Below are 20,259 nucleotides of genomic sequence, written 5' to 3' on the forward strand. Positions count from 1 at the left end.
GCGGAGTGGTAGTTCAGTCGGTTAGAATGCTGGCCTGTCACGCCGGAGGTCGCGGGTTCGAGTCCCGTCCACTCCGCCAGTTTTGAGTCGAAAGGCGCCGGAAACGGCGCCTTTTGTTTTTTCGGTGTCCGGGCGGAAACCACATCCGGCGCTATGCGGAGATGGCATTTCCGGCGCGTCGCCGGCCATCGAAATTCCTGCCTCACGCCGCCGTGACGGCGCTAAACTGTCCGGCTTACGACTGAACGCGTCCCGGACATGCTGCAGAAACTTCGCGACAAGACCTCGGGCTGGATCGCCACCGTGATCCTTGGCCTGCTGATCATTCCCTTCGCCTTCGTCGGCATCGAGCAGTATCTCGGCCAGCGCACCGACAACTCCGTCGCGCGCATCGACGCGCCGCCGACCTGGTGGCCGACGGCGCCGGCGTGGTGGCCGGTGTCGGTGTTCTGGACGCACGAGAAGATCACGTCCGACGAGTTCCGCAGCCGCTTCGAGCAGGAGCGCATGCAGCGTCGCGCGCAGCAGGGCGAGGCGTTCGACGCACGCGCTTTCGAGAGTGTGGACAACAAGCGCGCGATCCTCGAAACGCTGATCGACGCACGCGTGCAGCAGGTCGCCGCGCAGCGCAACGGCCTGGTCGTCAGCGACGCGATGGTGCAGAAGGCGATCATGGACGTGCCGGGTTTCCAGGTGGACGGCAAGTTCGACTACGCCCGCTACAAGCTCGCGCTCGCATCGCTGACGCCGCCGCAGAGCGAGCGCCAGTTCGAAGCGACCGTGCGCGATGACCTGCAGCGTTCGATGCTCGCGATGGGCGTAGGCAACAGCAACTTCGTCACCACCGCGGAGATGGACCGCCTGATCCGCCTGATGGGCGAGCGCCGCGACGTGTCGCTGGTGCTGCTGCCGCCGCCCACGCCGGACACCGCCGAGGTCAGCGCCGCGGAAATCCAGAAGTGGTACGACGCACACACCGCGCAGTTCCGTGCGCCGGAAACGGTCGAAATCGAATACGTCGAAGTCGACGCGAGCAAGCTGCCGCCGCCGGCCGCTGCCGACGAGGCGACGCTGCGTCATCGCTACGAGCAGGAGAAGGCGCGCTTCGTCGAAGCCGAGCAGCGCCTGGCTTCGCACATCCTCGTGCGCGTGGATGAGAAGGCCGACGCCGCCGCGCAGAAGGCCGCCGAAGAGAAGGCCAAGCGCCTGGCCGAACAGGCCAAGGCGCCGGGCGCCGACTTCGCCGCGTTGGCGCGTGCCAACAGCGACGACACCGGCTCGCAGGTCGCCGGCGGCGATCTGGGCTGGGTGGCCAAGGGCATGATGGTCGCGCCGTTCGAGAACGCGCTGTTCGCGATGAAGGCCGGCGAAATCAGCGCCCCGGTGAAGAGCGAATTCGGCTGGCACATCATCCAGCTGCGCGACGTGCAGACCGGTTCGCAGCAGACCTTCGAGCAGGTGCACGACCAGCTCGCGCGCGAGCAGGCCGAAGTGGATCGCGAGCGCACGGTGAGCGACTTCACCAGCCGCCTGGTCGACCTGACGTTGAAGAATCCGTCGTCGCTCGCGCCCGCCGCGCGCGACATGAACCTGCCGCTGCAGAAGCTCGGTCCGTTCGCGCGCACCAACGCGCAGGGCATCGGCGCCAATCCGGCCGTGCAGCGCGTCGCGTTCTCGGAAGAGGCGATCCAGAGCGGCGCGATCAGCGACCCGATCGAGATCGCGCCCGGTCACAGCGTGCTGTTGCGCGTGACCGCGCATACGGCCGAACACGCGCAGCCGCTCGCGCAGGTGCGCGATCAGGTCATTGCCGCCGTGCGTGCCGACCGCGCCAGCAAGGCCGCGCGCAAGGAAGCCGACGCGCTGGTCGCGCGCGTGAACAAGGGCGAGACGCTCGACGCCATCGCCGCCGAGAAGCAGCTGCCGCCGCCGCAGGCCGTGCCGGGCGTGCCGCGCGGCGCGCCGGTGCCGGAAGCCGCGGTTTCCGACGCGATCTTCGCCGTGCCGGCTCCGGCCGCGGGCAAGCTGTCGGCGGGCCACGCCGAGCTGTCGAACGGCGGTATCGCATTGTTCGCAGTGAGCCAGGTCACGCCGGGCGACGTCGCGACGCTCCCGGCGGAGCAGCGCCAGATGCTGCAGCAGCAGATCGCGCAGGTCGGCGGTGGCGACGACGTGCGTGCGCTCGTCGATTCGCTGCGCAAGCGCGTGAAGGTGCAGGTCGTCGAGCAGAACCTCTGAAGGCTCAGTCCTCGCAATGATGAAAAAGCCCGGCGATCGCCGGGCTTTTTCTTTGCGACCGAAGTGATCGCTCCCCTCGGTCGGCGACCACAAAAAAGCCCGGCATGGCCGGGCTTTCTCTGTGGCGATCCCGCGGCGTTACTCGCCGTGGATGCCCGTCATGCCGAGGATGTTGTAGCCCGCATCGACGTAGGTCACTTCGCCGGTCACGCCTGCGGCGAGGTCCGAGCACAGGAATGCGGCTACGTTGCCGACGTCCTCGATCGTGACCGTGCGGCGCAGCGGCGCGTTCTCTTCGACGTGGCCGAGGATCTTGCGGAAGCCCGCGATGCCCGCGGCGGCGAGGGTCTTGATCGGACCGGCGGAGATCGCGTTGACGCGCGTGCCTTCCGGGCCGAGGTTGAGGGCGAGGTAGCGGACCGACGCTTCCAGGCTCGCCTTCGCCACGCCCATCAGGTTGTAGTTGGCGAGCGCGCGCTCGGCGCCGAGGTAGCTAAGCGTGACGATCGAGCCGTTGCGGCCCTTCATCATCGGGCGCGCGGCCTTCGCCAGCGCCGAGAGCGAATAGGCCGACACGTCGTGCGCGATGGCGAAGTTCTCGCGCGTCATGCCGTCGAGGAACTCACCGGCGATGGCTTCGCGCGGCGCGAAGGCGATGGCGTGCACGAGGATGTCGAAGCCGTCGTTCCAGCGCTGGCCGAGCTGCTCGAAGCACGCGGCGATCTGCGCATCGTCGCTCACGTCCAGCGGGATCACGATGTCGCTGCCGTACTCGGACGCGGCCGACTGCACGCGCGATTTCAGCTTCTCGTTCTGGTAGGTGAACGCCAGTTCCGCGCCCTCGCGGTGCATGGCCTCGGCGATGCCGCTGGCGATCGAACGCTCGCTGGCGATGCCGGTGATCAGTGCACGCTTGCCTTGCAGAAAACCCATGAGCCGATTCCTTCTTTGATGCCGATGCGGTGGGGACGGCCGCCGTGCGGCAGCCCAAAAACGCAGTTTAGCCGCAGCCGGCGCCGCGTTGCCGCGATGCGCCGGCGTATGTGGAAGCCCCGCCGGTCAGGGCGAACCGGTCGCCGTCGGCAACGCGCCCGACGGAGACTCAAGCGCGTCGATGAGCAGCGACTGGCCCGGCTTCAATACCGCCTTCAGCGCCAGACCGTTGCGCCGCATCAGTTCGGCGACGGTGATCCGGTATCGCCGTGCGATCGTCCACGCGCTTTCGCCCCTGGCGACGGTGTGGCGACGCGCCGACGTCGACGGTGCGGCCGTCGACGATGCAGGCGTGGATTCGGACATCGACACCGAACTGGCGACATCGGCGGCGAAGTCGACCTTCGCCTCGTCGCCGGCCTCCGCGACGCGCGCATCGGTGCGGTCGGCGACGGCGAGCACGTGCGCGGTGGAACCGGTGGCCGGCACGATCCGGCCCTCCGCGTAAACCGGATTCCAGCGCTGCAGCTGCGCGCTGGTCTGCCCGGTGCGGGCGGCCCACTGGTCCAGACGCTTGACGTCTTTCGGCAGCGTCACCGCCTGCAAACGCGGAACCGGGCGGTCGAGCGCGGTCATCCACTCGGCGCGATCGTCGGCCTGCTCGATCAGGCACGACAGCGCGTGCAGCTTGCGCACGTAGGCGACGGTGATGTCTGGCAGGCCGACGAGCTTGTCGAGCTGCACGTCGCGAATGTTCTGGCCGCTGCGCTTGAGCGCGCCCAGCACGCGGTATTCGCCGGCGTTGTAGGCCATTACTGCCAGGCGCCAGTCGCCGCCGAACATGCCGTGCAGCGTCTTCAGGTAGCGAACGGCCGCCTGCGTGGAATCGATCGGCGACAACCGGCCGTCGTAGCCCTTTCGGATCGGCACGCCGTGGTTGCGCGCGGTGATCGCGATCATCTGCCACAGGCCGGCCGGACCGGCGGCGCTGCGTGCGCCGGGACGATAACCGCTCTCGACGAAGGGGATCAGCGCGAACTCGGTCGGGACGTGGCTTTCGCGCAGGGCATCGACGACGTAGCCGAACAGGGGCAGGACGTCGTCGTCGCCGGCGGCGAGCCGGCGCGGCACGTGGGCGAAGTGCTGGCGCCAGCGGGTCGACGTCGCATCGGCATCGCATTCGGGCTCGGCGAGGCCCTCGCGGAAGCTGTTGTAGATCTCCAGGCCGTTGCGGGTGCGCGGGTCGGGCTGCGCTTCCGGCGTCCCAGTCTTGCCGTCTGCGGCCGTCTGCGGCTGATCCGGAGGCTCCTGCGCGACGACCGGCAGGACCGTGAGGGCGGCCAGGCAGAACGCGCCCAGCCGGCGACGCCATCGATCGGCGCCGGTCATGCGGTGAATCCGTCCTTCCAGCGCCGCAGTGCGGCGAATGCGTCCACGTCGTCGGCCGGGGCACGGCCGGTCTCGCGCGCCAGGCTGGCGCGCACCTCGGGGCGGTCCACGCGCAGGAAAGGATTGGCGGCCAGTTCGTCGGCCAGGGTGCTGGGAAGGGTGGGTCGTCCGGTCGCGCGCATGGCCGTGGCCTCCTCGAAGCGGCGCTGGAGCGCCGGGTTGCCGGGTTCTACCACGCGGGCGAAGGCCGCGTTTGCGAGCGTGTACTCATGTCCGCAACACACCCGCGTCGCGGGGGGAAGGGCGGCCAGCCGGGACAGGGACGCGTGCATCTGCTCGGCAGTGCCTTCGAACATCCGCCCACAGCCGAGGCTGAACAGGGTGTCCCCGCAGAAAAGCAGGCCATGCCCGTGGTAGGCGACATGGCTTCGCGTATGGCCCGGGACGGCATGGACGTCGAAATGCCAGCCTGCAACGTCGATCGCCTCGCCATCGGCGACGCGTCGATAGCCGGCGGGGATGCGGTCGTCGTCCGGCGCGAAGACGAGCAGTCCGGGCCAGCGCTCCAGCAGCGCCGGTACGCCGCCGATGTGGTCGCCGTGGTGGTGGGTGAGCAGGACGCCGGCCGGCTGCAGCCCGGCGTCGGCGGCCGCGAAGACCGGCCCGGCTTCGCTCGGGTCGACGATCAGCGCCCGCGCGCCATCGTCGGCGGCGAGCGTCCAGATGTAGTTGTCGCTCAGGGCGGGGAGGGGCGTGAGTCGCATCGTCAGTCCGTGGAATGCCCCTGATCGGCCGGTCCTGTCGCACAATCGGGGAGTCGGCGCCCTGGGGCGCCCGGAGAAAAGCCGGCCCGACCATGCCCGCCGCCCACCCACCGCGTCAATCGGAGACATCCGGATCTGCGCTCGGCTGGTTCAGCAGCGAGGCGGGACAGGGGCTGCTCGCGGTCGAGGAAGCGGCGATGCTGCGCGTGCTCGCCAGTTGCCCCGCGGCGGCATGGGGCTGGCTCGGCGTGGACGGTGCGCCGGCGCCGGAAGTCGGCGGTCGCGGACTTCTGCTTCGCCGTTTCGGCCTGGGCTTCCACGGCGCCGTGCGCTGCCGCCTGCCCTTGCCCGTGGCGAGCGAAGCCCTCGGCGCGGTGCTGCTCCAACACGCGTTGGATGACGAGGTTCCGATCGATCCGCTGCTGGACGAATGCGCCCGCGTCCTCGCGCCGGGCGGCACGCTGTGGCTGGCGGTGCTCAATCCGTGGAGTCCGTACCGCCTGCGCTGGGCGCGCACCGGACTGCGCGCGCGCGATCCGGGCGTGTGGCAATCCGCGCTGCGTCGGGCGGGTTTCGCCTCCGATACCGTCAGCCTGCAGTGGCTCGGGCCGCACTGGCGCGTGGCGCATGGCGAAGTGGGCGTCGGCGCGTCCGATCGCCTGCGCGCGGGTGTCGCGCTCACGGTCAACAAGCGCGTGCATGCGTTGATTCCGCCCAAGCCGCTGCGTGGATTGCGATGGCAGGCGGGCACGCGATCCCACCTCGTGCGACGCGAGCCGGCGATAATGGATCCATGAATTCGCCCGACCCGACGTCCGCACCTTCCCCCAAACACATCGAAGCCCACACCGACGGCGCGTGCCTCGGCAATCCCGGCCCCGGCGGCTGGGCGGCGCTGCTTCGCTATCGCGGCCACGAACGCGAACTGTCCGGCGGCGAGGCCGACACCACGAACAACCGCATGGAGCTGATGGGCGCGATCATGGCGCTGGAGTCGCTGAGCGAACCGTGCAGCGTCCTGCTGCACACCGATTCGCAGTACGTGCGCAAGGGCATCACCGAGTGGATCAACAACTGGGTCCGCCGCGGCTGGAAGACCGCCGCCGGCGAGCCGGTGAAGAACCGCGACCTCTGGGAGCGCCTGCATACCGCGACGCTGCGCCATCGCGTCGAGTGGAAGTGGGTGAAGGGCCATTCCGGCGATCCGGACAACGAACGCGTTGACGTCCTCGCGCGCCTCCAGGCGCAGCAGTTCCGCGCCAGCGCAACCGTGCGCTGATCCCGAACCAACCTGTGAGAATGCAGCCGATGCGGCAGATCATCCTCGACACCGAAACCACCGGCCTGAGCTGGGAACGCGGCAACCGCGTGGTCGAAATCGGCTGCGTCGAATACATCGAGCGCCGCCCGAGCGGGCGCACCTTCCACGTCTACCTCAAGCCCGACTGCGATTTCGAGCAGGGCGCGCAGGAAGTGACGGGGCTGACGCTCGAATTCCTCGCCGACAAGCCCGTGTTCGAGCAGGTGGCCGAGGAATTCCTCGCCTTCATCGACGGCGCCGAGTTGATCATCCACAACGCGGCGTTCGACCTGGGCTTCCTGGACAACGAACTGCGCCGGCTCGGCGAGCAGTACGGGCGCATCACCGATCGATGCCGCGTCGAGGACACGCTGCTGCTCGCGCGCCAGCGTTTTCCCGGCCAGCGCAATTCGCTCGACGCGCTCTGCAAGCGCCTGGGCGTGGACAACTCGCATCGCCAGCTGCACGGCGCGCTGCTCGATGCCCAGATCCTGGGCGACGTCTACCTCGCGCTGACCTCCGGCCAGGAGGAAATCGGCTTCGCGGTCGAGGCCACGGCGAGTGCGGTCGATACGTCGCAGTTCCGCGTCGATCCGAACGTCGCCCGCCCGCGGGTGCAGATCAGCGCCGAGGAACAGGCCGCGCACGACGCGCGACTGGAGAAGCTGCGCAAGAAGGCCGGCAAGGCGGTGTGGGACCAGTTCACAGTGGTCGAGGCCGTCGCGGAACCGGAACTGGCGACGGCCTAGTCGCCGTGGTCATCCGCGGCTACGCGGGCCGCGCGCTCTGATCGTCATCCCGGCGAACGCCGGGACCCAGTCCGGGCGCGCTTCAGCGAGACGTCCCGCCATTCCAGCGAAGACTGGAATCCATCCTGATCTTCGAAAGGGGGACACCTGAAGGCGCAGCGGCCTTCAGTGATGCCGCACCAGGATCACGGTGACATTGTCCGAGCCGCCGCCGTCCAGCGCCGCGGCGACCAGCGTGTCGACGCATTCCTGCGCGCTGCAGTCCGACTGCGCCAGCACGCGCGCGATCCCGCGATCGTCTACTTCCTCGGTCAGACCGTCGCTGCACAGCAGCAGCTGCATGCCGGGCTTGAGCTCCCCGGTCATGGTCTCGACGTTGAGGTTGCGCGGATCGGTCACGCCCAGCGCCTGCGTCACGACGTTGCGGTGCGGATGGCTGCGTGCCTGCTCCTGCGTGATCGCGCCGTTGGCGATCAGCTCCTGCACGTAGCTGTGGTCCTGCGACAACTGCGCGAGGTTGCCTTCGCGCCACAGGTAGACGCGGCTGTCGCCCACCCAGGCCACCTCGAAGCGGTTGCCGGTGATGCGCGCGGCGACGACGGTCGTGCCCATCGGCAGCGCGTCGTTGCGCCGCTTGGAGGTGCGGATGATTTCCTCGTCGGCGATGCGGATCGCCTGCGCGAGCGGCGTGCCGTCGCGGATCTCGCGCACGATGGTCTCGCGAGCCAGGGCGCTTGCGACTTCGCCGTATTCATGACCGCCCATGCCGTCGGCCACCAGCCACAGGCCGAGCTCGCCGTCACCGTAGTAGGTGTCTTCATTGAGCTCGCGGCGCAGGCCGACGTGCGTGAGGTGTCCGAATTCGATCATGCGTCCGTTGATTCGGCGGCGGTCTTTCAGGCGGTAACGGAATCATCGGGGCGCAGCGGCCGGGTGGCAAGGAGCGCGATTAAGGTTTCCGTTGCCGACGGACTGGGCAAAGGCGGCGGACCGTCGTGCGGCGCCGAAATACGGCGAACTACCGGGAACGGACGTCCTGCTGCGTCCGGCCCCCGGCGTTGCACCGGGAGCCGCTGTACACGTACGCGCTTACGGCGTGTTGCCCGTCCGGTAATCCTGGTAGGACTTCTCCTCGACGTAGGCCGAGCCCAGCGCGAGGTTGATCTCCTTCTTGATCCGCGCGCGTTCGTCGTTCTCGAAGTAGACGCTGCGGGCTAGGCGGATGAACTCGTCGTCGAAGGCCTGCGCCTTCTCCTTGATGCGGATGTCGTCCTCGATGACCCACAGGCGCTCGTTGACCGCCTTGAGGTCGGCGCGCAGGCGGGCGATGTCCTTGCCGGCGGCCGGGTGCGCCATCCACGTCTTCTCCAGCGCGGACAGCTCGTTGCGGACGTTCTCCAGCTTGGCCGGATCGCTCATGCGCTCGGACTTGATCTGCAGGATCGCGATCTTGTCGAGCAGTTCGCCAAAGGAGACCGGGACGAGGATTTCGGACATGACGAGGCCGTTCATTCAGGGGCCTACAGTGTAGCCGGGCTTTCGGACCGCTTGCCGGACGCACGTCGTCCCCGTAGAATTGCCGGCTCACTGCACCCGGAGAGGTGGCAGAGTGGTTGAATGTACCTGACTCGAAATCAGGCGTACGTTTATAGCGTACCGAGGGTTCGAATCCCTCCCTCTCCGCCAGACAAAAAAAGAAGGCGCCCCCGAAAGGGGGCGTCTTCTTTTTTGCGTTGCGGAGAGGGAGGACGTGATGAGAACCCTCGGTTCGACAAATCGGCAGGACTGCCGCTTTGGACGGCCGGAGGCTGCCTGGAGGCGCGTAGCGCCGGAAGGCGAGCGCCATGGATGGCGCGAGTCCATCCTCCTCGTTGGACTGCGGTGCGTGCGTGGGCTCCGCGCCCTCGCTCGGCGATCCACATACGAATCGCAATCAGGCGCCGCCGTCTCAACGCGCCAGCGCGTACCCCGCCAGCCCAAACGCCAGCACCGCCGCCGTCACCGCCACGCCCGTCACCCACTGCATGACCTGCAGCCGGCGGTCCTGTTCGACCTGCTGGCGGCGAAGGTCGACCAGCGTCGCTTCGAGTTGCGCGGACGCCTGCTTCAATGCCGACAGCGTCTGCTCCATCTCGCTGGCCAGCGTGCGGATCGCCTGGTCGTTCCGATCGACCGCGTCCTGCAGCTCGCGGATCTGTTGCGGAATCTGAGACGGCTCGCGGCTGCGCGTGAACATGGGGCGCGCGGCGCGGATGAGCTCCGGCAGCAGCGGCGCGACGACGGTGAACCAGGCGGCCATCACGGGCTCTCCTGCGAACTGACGTTCGGATGATCGGCGCAGTAACGTTCGAACGCGGCGATTGCGTCGTCGACGGTGATCAGGTCCATCACGCCGGCATGCTCGATCTTCGTGCCCCAGCGCAGTTCGGAAGCGGGCTTGCCCAGGTATTTGCGCGCGGCGTCGTCGTAGCGGTCCACGCAATAGCGACGGTCGCTGTAGGGCCCGCTGCGCGCGGGATTGCTCGCCGCGTGCAGGCCCAGCACCTTGGTGCCCATCGCGTTGGCGATGTGCATCGGGCCGGAGTCGGGCGTCATCAGCAACTGGCCGCGTTCGAGCAGCGCCGGCAATTGCTTGAGCGTGTCCTTGCCGATCAGGTCCAGCGCGGGATGCGCCATCGCCGAAAGGATCGCATCGCCAGTTGCACGTTCCAGGTCGCTTCGCCCGCCGCACAGCACGACGCGCCAGCCGCGCGCGGCGGCGTGATCGGCGACGGCGGCCAGCCGGTCGGCCGGCCAGTTGCGCAGGACGTGGCTCGAGCAGGGTGAAATGAGCAAGGTCGGCACATCGTCCTGCGGCCACTGCGCGCGCGCCCACTCGCGCGCGTCGTCCGGCACGGGAAGGTCCCAGATCACGCGCTCCTGACGCAGGCCCAGCGGCTCGCAGAAGCTGCCGATGGCGTCGAGCACGTGGATGCCGGGGCGTTCGGGGATGCGCTCGTTGATGAAGACGCCATGCAGGTCCTTCGAACGGGAGCGGTCGTAGCCCACGCGCCGGCGCGCCGGGATGAAGGCCGACAACAGGTTCGCGCGTGCGGCGACCTGCATCTGCAGGAGCACGTCGAAGCGCTTCGCGGCGCCGAGGCGTTCGCGCAATTCGCCACGCAGTGCGCGCATGCCGGCCACGCCGGACTTCTTGTCGTACTCGACGAAGTCCACGCCGGGCAGCCCGGCGAGGAGGCGGTGCTCGCCCTTGCCGATCACCCACGTCAGCCGCACTTGCGGCCATGCCGCCTGGAGCGTGCGCACCAGCGGCACGACGTGGGTCACGTCGCCCAGGGCGGACAGGCGGAGCAGGCAGATCGAAGCGGGCGCGGGAGGCGCGCTGGAGGAGGCAGCGGACACGTGAATTGCTAGACTCCGGGCAATGACGGGGTTCGATGCTGCCGAAGAGTTGACGCCGTTCCGCGACGACAGCGGGTACGGAGCCATTCTGTTCGACCGTAACCGGGTGCGGCAAGCAAGCCCGGACTGGTTCATGCCTTCGTTCTGGCAGCAACGCGCGCGCCCCGTGGAAAGCGGCGGTCGCGGCGGCGCGTGGTTCGTCGACGCGCCGTTCGGCCCGGCCCTGCTGCGGCGCTACCTGCGCGGCGGCATGGTGGCGAAGGTCAGCCGCGATCGTTACTGGTGGCATGGCGCGGCCAGCACGCGCAGCTTCGCCGAGTTCCGCCTGACCCGAGCGATGGCCGAGAAGGGCGTGCCCGTGCCCCGGCCCATCGCCGCGTGCTACCGCCGCGATGGCCTGTTCTACCGCGCCGCGATCCTGCTCGAACGCCTCGACGACGTGCGCTCGCTGGCCGACCGCGCCGCCGTCGCCGGCGATGGCGCGCCGTGGGAGGAGGCCGGGCGGCTGATCGCCCGCGCCCATCGCGCCGGCCTCGATCACGCCGACCTCAACGCCCACAACCTGTTGTTCACCACGACCGGGCGAGGCTGGATCATCGATCTGGATCGCGGTCGCGTCCGCATTCCCGCCACCGGCTGGCGCGAACGCAACCTCGCGCGGCTCAAGCGCTCGCTGCTGAAGCTGCGCGGGAAACGCACGGTCGCCGACGTCGAGCGCGATTACGCGCGCCTGCGCGCGGCGTACGATCGGGCCTGGGAACGAGGCTACTGAGATGACGTGGCAACTGCGTCTTCATGGCGTCGGCAATGCGTCGGCGGTCGAGCTCGGCTCGGCGATGGCGACCATCGAGCGCGACGGCGCGCCGTGGCTGACGATCGACTGCGGCGGCGAAGGCCTCACCGCATACCAGGCGTACTACGGCGACATGCCGCGCGCGCTGTTCGTCACGCATACGCACCTGGACCACGTGGCCGGCTTCGAGCGCCTGTTCGTCAGCAGCTATTTCGACGATGCGCGCCGTGGCCGCGTGAAGCTGTACGTGCCGGCGCCGGTGGTGCCGCTGCTGCACCAGCGCGTGGGCGACTATCCCAATGCGCTCGCCGAAGGCGGCGTGAACTTCTGGGACGCCTTCCAGGTGATCCCGGTCGGCGGCTCGTTCTGGCACGACGGCGTGCGGCTGGAAGTGTTCCCGACGCGCCATCACTGGCCGGAAACCGCGTTCGGCCTGCGCCTGCACGGCAGCATGGTGTGGACGGGCGATACGCGTCCGATCCCGGAAATGCTCGCGCGTTACGCCGATGCCGGCGAACTCGTCGCGCACGACTGCGCGCTGCACGGCAATCCTTCGCACAGCGGCATCGAGGATCTGGAGCGCGAGTATTCCGCCACTCTGCTCGCCCGCTGCCTGCTGTATCACTACGGCAATCGCGAGGAAGGCGAGATCCTCGCCGCGCGCGGTTACCGCGTGGCCCATCCCGGCCAGGTCGTCGCGCTGCACGTACCGTCAGCGGTGCGCACGGAACCGGCATGAACGCCGCTTCGCAGCCGCTGACTGCCACGATGCCGCTCGACGTGCGCGGGCGCCCTCTGCGCGACCTGCGCTTGTCGGTGATCGAAGCCTGCAATTTCCGCTGCCCGTACTGCATGCCGGCCGATCGCGTACCGGACGACTACGGTTTCGATTCGACCTCGCGCCTGTCGTTCGACGAGATCGAAACGCTCGTACGCGGCTTCGCGCAGCTGGGCGTGAACAAGCTGCGCCTCACTGGCGGCGAACCGCTGCTTCGCAAGAACCTGCCGTCCCTGATCCAGCGGTTGTCGCGCATTCCCGGCGTGGACGACATCGCGCTCACCACGAACGGCTCGCTGCTCGCCGCGCAGGCACGTGCATTGCGCGAGGCGGGTCTGGGGCGCATCACGGTGAGCCTGGATGCGATGGATCCGGCGCGGTTCCGCGACATGACCGGCGGCCGCGGCGAACTCGCCGACGTCCTGGCTGGGCTGGAAACGGCACGCGCGGCCGGCTTCGAATCGATCAAGATCAACTGCGTCGTCGAGCGCGGCATCAACGACGACCAGGTGCTGCCGCTGGTGTCGCATTTCCGCGGCACGGGCCACGTCGTGCGCTTCATCGAGTTCATGGACGTGGGCACCTGCAACGACTGGTCGCGCGATCGCGTGGTGCCATCAGCGGAACTGCGCGACCGCATCGCCGCGCGCTGGCCGCTGCGCGCGCTGGAAGCGAATTACCGGGGCGAAGTGGCGTCGCGGTACGCGTTCGAGGACGGGCAGGGCGAAGTCGGCTTCGTGAGTTCGGTGAGCGCACCGTTCTGCGGCGATTGCCATCGAGCCCGCGTCTCCGCCGACGGCCGCCTTTACACCTGCCTGTTCGCCGGCGATGGGCACGATCTTCGTCCCGCGCTGTCGCAGGGGGTCGATGCCCTGCGTGAGCGCGTATCGACGATATGGACGCGCCGTGGCGATCGTTACAGCGAGACGCGCGGCGGCGTAGGGGCGTCGCGCAAGCACATAGAGATGTTTCTTATTGGTGGGTGAGGCAGGCCGCTTGCGCGGCACTGCCGCGCGGCCTGCCGAACGCCCGGCCATGGATGGACAGGCGGGGCGACCCGGAGCCGGCCACGTGCCGCCATAGATGGCTGATCCGACGCCACCGAAGCACGTGTCCGCGTGCGCCAACGCCCGGCCATGGATGGACGGGCAGGGCGACCCGAAGGTGGTGCGCGCCGCCATGGATGGCATGGACACGCTAGTTGGGGTGTGAGCCGCGCGGCACTGCCGCGCGGCCTGCCGAACGCCCGGCCATGGATGGACGGGCAGGGCGACCCGAGGCCGGTGACGTGCCGCCATGGGTGGCTGATCCGACGACACCGAAGCACGTGTCCGCGTGCGCGAACGCCCGACCATGGAGGGGCGGGCAGGGCGACCTGAAGCCGCTGCGCGACGCAATGGATGGCAGCGACGCCGCCACCGAAGCACGTGCCCGCGTGAATGTCTCGACGACGTGCAACCCACCGCCCCCACCCCCAAAATAGCCGCATGAAAAAGCCCGCGAAAACCCTCACGCATATCGACCCGAAGGGACGTCCCGCGATGGTCGACGTCTCCGCGAAGGAAACGACGAAGCGCGAGGCGCATGCCCAATGCCGCGTCCGCTTCCCCGCCGACGTCGCGCGCCAACTGCGCGTATCCGGGCTGAAGAGCGCCAAGGGCGGCATCGTCGAAACGGCGATCGTCGCCGGCACCATGGCGGTGAAGCGCACGCACGAACTGATTCCGTTCTGCCATCCGCTGCCCATCGACGGCTGCCGCATCGCCATCGAATGGGATGGCGAGTCGTCACTACGCATCGACTGCGCGGTGAAGACCACGCACCGCACCGGTGTCGAAATGGAAGCGCTGACCGGCGCGACCGTCGCCGCGCTCACCGTCTACGACATGTGCAAGGCGCTGTCGCACCGCATCGTGCTGGGCCCGGCGAAACTGCTCGGCAAGCGCGGCGGCAAGCACGATTTCGGAGCGATGTGATGACGCAGGTGACGGTGTTGTATTTCGCGAGCCTGCGCGATGCGGCGGGCATCGACTCTGAACGCGTCGAGTTCGACGGCGACCTGCGCGCGCTGTACGTGGCATTGCGCGAGCGCCACGGTTTTGCACTTCCGGTGGAGCGTCTGCGCGTCGCGGTGGATGGCGCGTTCGCCCGTTGGAGCGATGCCGCCCAGGAGGGCAGCGAGGTCGCCTTCATTCCGCCGGTCAGTGGTGGGTGAGCGGCCCGAGCCGCTGCGTCCAGTTCGAAGAACCCTTGGACACCACGAGTGCCACAATCTCCCCATGACCCGTTTCTCCCTCGCGCAAACCCCCATCGACACCGCGACGCTTCGCGCCGAACTGCTCGACGACCGCGTAGGCGGCTACGCGAGTTTTGAAGGCTGGGTGCGCAACCATAATGAAGGCCGTGACGTGCTGGGCCTGCGCTACGAAGCCTATGCCGCGCTCGCCGAAGCCGAAGGCGAGAAGGTGCTCGACGAGGCGTGCGCGAAGTTCGACATCCTCGACGCGCGCTGCGTGCACCGCGTCGGCGACCTGGTGATCGGTGAGATGGCCGTCTGGGTCGGCGTGAGCGCCGCGCATCGCGACGCCGCCTTCGCCGCCTGCCGCTACATCATCGACGAGGTGAAGGCGCGCGTGCCGATCTGGAAACACGAGCGCTACGCCGAAGGCGACGCCGGCTGGCTGCATCCCGATACGAAGCCCTGAAACACCTTTCCCACGGAGAAACGTCGTGATTCGCGATTTCGTGATTCCGCTTTCCGTCGCCGCGATGCTCGTCGCCGCGCCCGCATCGGCCGGCGACCTGCTGGTCGGCAACAAGTCCGCCGATACGGTGTGGCGTCTTTCGACGAAGGACGGCGCGCGGGTCGGCGAATTCGCGACCGGACAGGGACCGCACGAAATCGTCGTGAGTCGCGACAACCGCTTCGCCCTCGTCAGCAATTACGGCGCGGCGACGCCGGGCCGCAGCATCACCGTGCTCGACTTCGACAAGCCCGGCAGCACGCGCACGATCGACCTGGGCGAGAACGGCAAGCCGCACGGCATGCGCCTGTTGCCCGATGGCAAGCGCGCGGTGGTCACGACAGAAGCCTCGCGCAAGCTGCTGCTGGTGGATGTGGCGAACGGCCGCGTCGACCATGCGATCGACCTCGGCGACGGCCGCGGCCACATGGTGGCAGTGTCGGGCGATGGAAAGACCGCTTTCGTCACCAAGATCGATGCCGGCACCGTCAGTCGCGTCGATCTGGTCACGCGTACGAAGACGCACGAAGTGCCTGCCGGTGCGGGCGCGGAAGGCGTTGCCGTGCACCCCGGCACAGGTGAGGTGTGGGTCAGCAATCGCGAAGCCGGTACCGTGACGGTGCACGATCCGAAGACGCTGGCGATCCGCCACACCATGGCGAGCGAAGGTTTTCCGATCCGCGTCGTCTTCACTGCCGACAATCGACACGCGCTGGTGACCAATGCCCGTGCCGCGACGCTATCGGTCATCGACACCGACAAGTACGCCGTCACGCATACCGTGGCGCTGTCGCGTCCGGACGTTGAATACCGCGAAACCATGCTTGGCCGCGCGGCGTTGCCGATCGGCGTGATCGCCGATCCGAAGCTGCCGCGCGTGTACGCCGCCGTCAGCGGCGGCGACGAGATCGCGGTGATCGACACCGCGCAGTGGAAGGTCGTCGACCACTGGAAGACCGGCCGCGAGCCGGACGCGCTGGGAATCGTGGAGTAGGGCGAGCCGCGTTTCGTGCTTGCGCCGTTTGAAGATCAAGATGGATTCCAGCTTTTGCTGGAATGACGTTGAGCTTCATTTACCCCGATGGGAGTGCCCGTGCGGTGCGGGCCTGGATCCCGGCTTCCGCCGGGATGACGGCTTTTTTTGTTGCAGCCGAAAGCCGCATGCAGCGTGAGCGGAAACGCCTGAAGTTGGCGTTCAATCGAAGGCAGGCGTGACGGAGCATCCAGCCCCCTTGGTAAGGGGGCGCCGCGGCAGCGGCGGGGATCGGAAGTGCATGGCCCGGGGCCCGCGGTTTTGCGAAAGCAAAAGCGTGGGGTCGCAGACGCGCAGCGTCCGGATGGGCGATGACCCCGCCGGCTGACCTCGGCACCCGCATCAGTCGATACCGTTGCTGCCTTCCGGCCCTGGCGGGGTTTTCGACCTAGCGTCGCGAGGGGCCGACGGGGCCACCATAGAGACTTGCATCAAAAGCCCCGCCGTCAGCGGGGCTTTATCGAATCTGGCGGAGAGAGGGGGATTCGAACCCCCGAAGCGCGGTTTAGACGCTTACACACTTTCCAGGCGTGCTCCTTCAACCACTCGGACACCTCTCCGTTTTTCCGGGAGAGGCCTGAACGCGGCGCAGGGCCAGGTCAGGGGTGCACTCCAGGGCCGTGAATTCTAGCTGCCAGGCCCGGCATGGACAAGCGACGCCTTCACGGTCGCAGTCGATGCGATGCGGCGTGGCAGAATGAGGGCATGTCCTATCTTGTCCTCGCCCGTAAGTGGCGTCCGAAGCGCTTCGCCGAGCTGGTCGGGCAGGAGCACGTGGTCCGCGCGCTCAGTAACGCGCTCGACACGGGCCGCGTCCACCACGCCTTCCTGTTCACCGGAACGCGCGGCGTCGGCAAGACCACCATTGCCCGCATCTTCGCCAAGTCTCTCAACTGCGAGCGCGGCACCTCGGCCGAACCCTGCGGCGAATGCGCGGCCTGCCGCGACATCGACGCCGGCCGGTTCATCGACCTGCTCGAGATCGACGCGGCCAGCAACACCGGCGTGGATGACGTGCGCGAGGTCATCGACAACGCGCAGTACATGCCCAGCCGCGGCCGGGTGAAGGTCTACCTGATCGACGAAGTCCACATGCTGTCCAAGTCGGCGTTCAACGCGCTGTTGAAGACGCTGGAGGAGCCGCCGGGCCACGTGAAGTTCCTGCTGGCCACGACCGACCCGCAGAAACTGCCGGTGACCGTGCTGTCGCGCTGCCTGCAGTTCAACCTGAAGCGGCTGGACGAGCAGCAGATCAACGGCCAGATGACGCGGATCCTCGAAGCCGAGGGCATTCCGGCCGAGCCGGGCGCGATTCGTCAGCTCGCCAAGGCCGCCGATGGCAGCCTGCGCGACGGCCTGTCGCTGCTCGACCAGGCCATCGCCTACACCGGTGCCAGCGCGGGCGCCGACGGCGGTGTCCTCGCCGACGCCGGCGTGGCCGCCATGCTGGGCACCGTCGATCGCACCCGCGTCGGCGCGCTGCTGACCGCGCTCGCCGACGGCGATGGCGAGCGGCTGCTGGCCGAAGTGGCGACGCTGGCCGAATTCTCGCCCGAGTGGGGCGGCGTGCTCGACGCCTTCAGCGACGCGCTGCATCGCGTGCAGGTGCGCCAGCTGGTGCCCGGGGCGGAAGTCGAGGCCGACGGCGTCGACGTCGACGCCCTGGCGGGGAAGCTGCGCCCGGAAGTCGTGCAACTGTGGTACCAGATGGCGCTCAACGGCCGCCGCGACCTCGCGCTCGCGCCGAGCCCGCGCGCCGGTTTCGAGATGAGCCTGCTGCGCATGCTCGCGTTCCGTCCGGCCGAAGGCGAGGGCGCGCGCGCCGCGTCGTCGCCCGGCGCGAGCCGCGAGCCGGTGCGCAGCACCGCGTCGGCCGCTCCGCAGGCGCCGGCGTCCACGCCGCGCACGCCGCCGCCCAATCCGTTTGCCGATGCGGCGCCGTCCGCGCGACCTGTACCGCCGGCTCCGCGGGAAACGCCGCCGGCCCGTGAGGCCGCGCCGGTCCGCGACGCGTCGCGCCCACCGCAAGCGTCGATCGAAGACGCGCCGCCGTGGGATGTCCCGCGCGAAGCGGCGGTCGCCCGCGACATTCCGCGCGAACCGGTTCGCGCGCCGCCGCCTGTCGCTCCGCCCGCGCCGGCAGCGCCCGCTCCGACCCAGAGCGCGCCGCCCGCGCCGCGTCCCGGCTTCGTCCACGACGCCGGCATCGCAGACGCCGATGCCTGGCATTCGCTCGTCGCGAACTCGAACCTGCGCGGCCCCGCGCGCGTGCTGGCCGAACACGCCGGCTTCGTCGGGTACGCCGACGGCGTGCTGAGCCTGTCGCTGTCGGCGGACGACGATCTGCTGCGCAGCAATGCGATGACGGTGAACCTGGTCGCCGAGGCGCTGGCGCCGGCGCTGGGCGTCACGCCGCAGATCCGTTTCGTCGAGGCGTCGCGACCGGCCGAATCGCTGCGCGAACGCAACGAGCGCGCGCGCGACGAACGGCAGGCCAATGCCGAAGCCAATTTCATGAGCGATCCCGACGTGCAGCGCCTGATTTCGCAACACGGCGCGAAGGTCGTGCCGGATTCGATCCGTCCGTACGACGAGAACTGAGTCGAAACACACCCGCCGCGCTCACAAGAGCCGCGGCACAACGCCCCCACTGGAACACGAGAACGAACATGCGTGGAAACATCGCCCAACTGATGCAGCAGGCGCAGAAGATGCAGGAAAACGTCCAGCGCGCGCAGGAAGAACTCGGCAAGCTGGAAGTCACCGGCAACGCCGGCGGCGGCATGGTCAGCGTGACCATCACCGGCCGCATGGAGTGCCGCAAGGTGCGCATCGATCCGAGCGTGCTGTCCGACCAGGAAATGGTCGAGGACCTCATCGCTGCCGCGTTCAACGACGCCGTGAACAAGGTCAATGCCGAGTCGCAGGCCAAGATGTCGGCCGCCACCGCCGGCATGCCGATCCCGCCGGGCATGAAGATGCCGTTCTGATGATGCTGGCTGCCGTCCGGCCGCTGGCCCGCGCTGGCGCGAACGGCCGCATGCGCAACGCATGACTTCTTCCCTGCTCGAACAACTGATCGACGCGCTGCGCGTGCTGCCTGGCGTCGGTCAGAAATCCGCGCAACGCATGGCCTACCACTTGCTCGAACGCGAGCGGGCGGGCGGCCAGCGGTTGTCGGTCGCGCTCGCCGAAGCGGTCGAGAAGATCGGCCATTGCGCGCGTTGCCGCGATTTCAGCGAAACGCCGGTGTGCGCCACCTGTGCCAGCGCCTCGCGCGACGCGCACCAGTTGTGCGCGGTGGAATCGCCAGCAGATCGGTTGGCGATCGAACAGGCTACGGGCTATCGCGGCCTGTATTTCGTGCTGCAGGGTCGTTTGTCGCCACTGGATGGCATCGGCCCGCGCGAACTGGGGCTTGATACGCTCGCCGCGCGCCTGGCCGAAGGCGAGGTCCAGGAGCTGATCATCGCGACCAATCCCACCGTGGAAGGCGAAGCGACGGCGCATTACCTCGCGCAGCTGGCGCGCCAGCACGGCGTGCGCCCGAGCCGCCTCGCGCACGGCGTGCCGCTGGGCGGCGAACTGGAATACGTGGACCGCGGCACGCTGTCGCACGCCTTCGGCAGCCGCACCGAGGTCGCGGACTAGCGGCGCCTTCGCGGCGATTGCGGCATCATCGATGCCTCATCCGCAACTCTCGCCCCGCAAGGAGCGCGCCATGTCCGAGACCATTTTCCACAAGATCATCCGCCGCGAGATTCCGGCCGACGTCGTCTTCGAAGACGATCATCTGATCGCGTTCCGCGACATCGCGCCGCAGGCGCCGGTGCACGTGCTGTTCGTGCCGAAGACCGACATCGCCACGCTCAACGATCTGAAGGAAGACCAGGCGTCGATCGTCGGCCGCCTCGCGCATGCCGCGGCGGAATACGCGAAACGGGAAGGCTTCGCCGAGGACGGCTACCGCATCGTCATGAACTGCAACGGCAACGGCGGGCAGACGGTGTTCCAGATCCACCTGCATCTGCTGGCTGGCGCGCAGCTCGGGCGGTTCGGTACGCCGCGCTGAAGTTGCTGTCGACCACGCGATGCGCCGCATGAAAAAGCCCGCCTTCCGGCGGGCTTTTTCATCA

At 68.6% G+C, this 20,259-nt stretch carries 22 protein-coding genes, 3 tRNA genes and 1 other RNA gene; 17 read left to right on the plus strand and 9 right to left on the minus strand.

What is annotated here, in order from left to right; translation table 11 throughout:
• Positions 1-2: 2 nt before the first annotated feature.
• Positions 3-79 (plus strand) — tRNA-Asp (locus DX912_RS12860).
• A 179-nt stretch (positions 80-258) separates the two neighbouring features.
• Entirely contained in the window at positions 259-2,238 is a 1,980-nt protein-coding gene (locus tag DX912_RS12865; protein WP_115842934.1) for a peptidyl-prolyl cis-trans isomerase, read from the plus strand.
• A gap of 138 nt (positions 2,239-2,376) precedes the next feature.
• Here DX912_RS12865 and DX912_RS12870 read toward each other — a convergent pair whose 3' ends face one another.
• The 3 genes from DX912_RS12870 to gloB form a co-directional block, all read right to left on the minus strand.
• Entirely contained in the window at positions 2,377-3,171 is a 795-nt protein-coding gene (locus DX912_RS12870) for an enoyl-ACP reductase FabI (RefSeq protein WP_115842935.1), read from the minus strand.
• Positions 3,172-3,297: 126 nt separating this feature from the next.
• Positions 3,298-4,560: a lytic transglycosylase domain-containing protein gene (locus DX912_RS12875; protein WP_115842936.1), complete on the minus strand. Its 1,263-nt coding sequence runs from the start codon at positions 4,558-4,560 to the stop codon at positions 3,298-3,300.
• Complete coding sequence (gene gloB / locus DX912_RS12880) at positions 4,557-5,324, minus strand: hydroxyacylglutathione hydrolase (protein WP_115842937.1); 768 nt, start codon at positions 5,322-5,324, stop codon at positions 4,557-4,559. The genes DX912_RS12875 and gloB overlap by 4 nt, the downstream gene beginning before the upstream one ends.
• Positions 5,325-5,416: 92 nt before the next feature.
• Between gloB and DX912_RS12885 the strand changes: the two genes are divergently transcribed.
• The 3 genes from DX912_RS12885 to dnaQ are packed head-to-tail and all read left to right on the plus strand — an operon-like array spanning position 5,417 to position 7,373.
• On the plus strand, positions 5,417-6,121 hold the full coding sequence (locus DX912_RS12885; protein WP_147298646.1) for a class I SAM-dependent methyltransferase: 705 nt from the start codon (positions 5,417-5,419) through the stop codon (positions 6,119-6,121).
• Positions 6,118-6,603, plus strand: a complete 486-nt coding sequence (gene rnhA, locus DX912_RS12890) for a ribonuclease HI (protein ID WP_115842939.1) — start codon at positions 6,118-6,120, stop codon at positions 6,601-6,603. The genes DX912_RS12885 and rnhA overlap by 4 nt, the downstream gene beginning before the upstream one ends.
• Positions 6,604-6,632: 29 nt before the next feature.
• Entirely contained in the window at positions 6,633-7,373 is a 741-nt protein-coding gene (dnaQ, locus tag DX912_RS12895) for a DNA polymerase III subunit epsilon (protein ID WP_115843007.1), read from the plus strand.
• 165 nt (positions 7,374-7,538) lie between these two features.
• Here dnaQ and DX912_RS12900 read toward each other — a convergent pair whose 3' ends face one another.
• Both DX912_RS12900 and DX912_RS12905 read right to left on the minus strand, forming a co-directional pair.
• The gene (locus tag DX912_RS12900; protein WP_115842940.1) at positions 7,539-8,243 is read right to left on the minus strand and encodes a PP2C family protein-serine/threonine phosphatase; all 705 of its coding nucleotides are present in this window, start codon (positions 8,241-8,243) and stop codon (positions 7,539-7,541) included.
• Positions 8,244-8,462: 219 nt separating this feature from the next.
• Positions 8,463-8,870, minus strand: a complete 408-nt coding sequence (locus DX912_RS12905; protein WP_115843009.1) for a DUF6165 family protein — start codon at positions 8,868-8,870, stop codon at positions 8,463-8,465.
• Between the two features lie 98 nt (positions 8,871-8,968).
• On the opposite strand from DX912_RS12905, the gene DX912_RS12910 reads away from it, so the two are divergent.
• Positions 8,969-9,059: transfer RNA gene (locus DX912_RS12910), tRNA-Ser, on the plus strand.
• Between the two features lie 262 nt (positions 9,060-9,321).
• On the opposite strand, the gene DX912_RS12915 is transcribed toward DX912_RS12910, so the two are convergent.
• On the minus strand, positions 9,322-9,672 hold the full coding sequence (locus DX912_RS12915) for a BAR domain-containing protein (protein ID WP_115842941.1): 351 nt from the start codon (positions 9,670-9,672) through the stop codon (positions 9,322-9,324).
• Positions 9,672-10,775 (minus strand): glycosyltransferase family 9 protein, encoded by a 1,104-nt coding sequence (locus tag DX912_RS12920; RefSeq protein WP_233433588.1) that lies wholly within the window; start codon positions 10,773-10,775, stop codon positions 9,672-9,674. Before DX912_RS12920 ends, DX912_RS12915 begins: the two co-directional genes overlap by 1 nt.
• A gap of 22 nt (positions 10,776-10,797) precedes the next feature.
• On the opposite strand from DX912_RS12920, the gene DX912_RS12925 reads away from it, so the two are divergent.
• From DX912_RS12925 to DX912_RS12955, 7 genes are all read left to right on the plus strand, one after another.
• Positions 10,798-11,547 (plus strand): 3-deoxy-D-manno-octulosonic acid kinase, encoded by a 750-nt coding sequence (locus DX912_RS12925; protein WP_115842943.1) that lies wholly within the window; start codon positions 10,798-10,800, stop codon positions 11,545-11,547.
• 1 nt (position 11,548) lies between these two features.
• A complete protein-coding gene (locus DX912_RS12930; protein ID WP_115842944.1) occupies positions 11,549-12,307 on the plus strand; it encodes an MBL fold metallo-hydrolase in 759 nt (252 codons plus the stop codon).
• A complete protein-coding gene (gene moaA / locus DX912_RS12935; RefSeq protein ID WP_115842945.1) occupies positions 12,304-13,332 on the plus strand; it encodes a GTP 3',8-cyclase MoaA in 1,029 nt (342 codons plus the stop codon). Before DX912_RS12930 ends, moaA begins: the two co-directional genes overlap by 4 nt.
• Before the next feature lie 501 nt (positions 13,333-13,833).
• The gene (gene moaC / locus DX912_RS12940; protein ID WP_115842946.1) at positions 13,834-14,322 is read left to right on the plus strand and encodes a cyclic pyranopterin monophosphate synthase MoaC; all 489 of its coding nucleotides are present in this window, start codon (positions 13,834-13,836) and stop codon (positions 14,320-14,322) included.
• On the plus strand, positions 14,319-14,561 hold the full coding sequence (locus DX912_RS12945) for a MoaD/ThiS family protein (RefSeq protein WP_115842947.1): 243 nt from the start codon (positions 14,319-14,321) through the stop codon (positions 14,559-14,561). The genes moaC and DX912_RS12945 overlap by 4 nt, the downstream gene beginning before the upstream one ends.
• Positions 14,562-14,625: 64 nt before the next feature.
• Positions 14,626-15,051 carry a molybdenum cofactor biosynthesis protein MoaE gene (locus tag DX912_RS12950; RefSeq protein WP_115842948.1) on the plus strand — a complete coding sequence of 142 codons (426 nt, stop codon included), beginning with the start codon at positions 14,626-14,628 and terminating at the stop codon, positions 15,049-15,051.
• Positions 15,052-15,076: 25 nt separating this feature from the next.
• Entirely contained in the window at positions 15,077-16,084 is a 1,008-nt protein-coding gene (locus tag DX912_RS12955; protein WP_115842949.1) for a beta-propeller fold lactonase family protein, read from the plus strand.
• Positions 16,085-16,437: 353 nt separating this feature from the next.
• Here the strand turns inward: DX912_RS12955 and ffs are convergent.
• Positions 16,438-16,534: signal recognition particle sRNA small type (ffs, locus tag DX912_RS12960), an RNA gene on the minus strand.
• Positions 16,535-16,590: 56 nt separating this feature from the next.
• A tRNA-Ser gene (locus tag DX912_RS12965) sits at positions 16,591-16,683 on the minus strand.
• Between the two features lie 145 nt (positions 16,684-16,828).
• Here DX912_RS12965 and dnaX point away from each other — a divergent pair.
• From dnaX to DX912_RS12985, 4 genes are all read left to right on the plus strand, one after another.
• Positions 16,829-18,724 (plus strand): DNA polymerase III subunit gamma/tau, encoded by a 1,896-nt coding sequence (dnaX, locus tag DX912_RS12970; RefSeq protein WP_115843011.1) that lies wholly within the window; start codon positions 16,829-16,831, stop codon positions 18,722-18,724.
• 68 nt (positions 18,725-18,792) lie between these two features.
• Positions 18,793-19,113, plus strand: coding sequence for a YbaB/EbfC family nucleoid-associated protein (locus DX912_RS12975; RefSeq protein WP_115842950.1), 321 nt, complete (start codon positions 18,793-18,795; stop codon positions 19,111-19,113).
• Positions 19,114-19,174: 61 nt separating this feature from the next.
• Positions 19,175-19,774, plus strand: a complete 600-nt coding sequence (gene recR / locus DX912_RS12980) for a recombination mediator RecR (RefSeq protein WP_115842951.1) — start codon at positions 19,175-19,177, stop codon at positions 19,772-19,774.
• A gap of 70 nt (positions 19,775-19,844) precedes the next feature.
• A complete protein-coding gene (locus DX912_RS12985; protein WP_115842952.1) occupies positions 19,845-20,195 on the plus strand; it encodes a histidine triad nucleotide-binding protein in 351 nt (116 codons plus the stop codon).
• Positions 20,196-20,259: the final 64 nt, after the last annotated feature.

The sequence above is a fragment of the Lysobacter soli genome, from assembly GCF_003382285.1.
GTDB lineage: Bacteria > Pseudomonadota > Gammaproteobacteria > Xanthomonadales > Xanthomonadaceae > Lysobacter_J > Lysobacter_J soli.